The 394-nt window shown below is 57.4% G+C and carries 1 pseudogene; it reads left to right on the plus strand.

Going from position 1 to position 394, the window contains the following annotated elements:
• A pseudogene (locus QMG56_RS23645) lies at positions 1 to 272 on the plus strand (transposase); the annotation flags it as partial.
• Between the last annotated feature and the right edge of the window lie 122 nt (positions 273 to 394).

The following is a 394-nucleotide window of genomic DNA, read 5'->3' on the forward strand; positions in this document are numbered from 1 at the left end:
AGGTCCTGCTGGGCGACAAGGGCTATGACGCCGACTGGTTCCGCGCGGCACTGGCCGACCGCAAGATCACGGCCTGCATCCCGTCAAAAGGGAACCGGAAAGTGCCCATTCCACACGACACGGCGCTCTAGAGACAGCGGCACAAAGTCGAGAATATGTTCGGCAGGATCAAGGACTGGCGGCGCATCCACACGCGCTACGATCGTTGCGCCCATACCTTCATGTCCGCCATCTGCATCGCCGCGACCGTTATATTCTGGATCAATCAATGAGTCATCGTGTAATTGTGGCTGCTTCCCTCGGACCTCGGTTGAGGCGCACACTTCTGGTTGTCAAATCCTGAAGGAAGGAAGCAGCCATGAAGCACTATGCCGGATTGGACCTGTCGATGGAA

The sequence above is a fragment of the Sphingobium sp. BS19 genome (genome assembly GCF_027925545.1).
Taxonomy (GTDB): Bacteria; Pseudomonadota; Alphaproteobacteria; order Sphingomonadales; family Sphingomonadaceae; genus Sphingobium.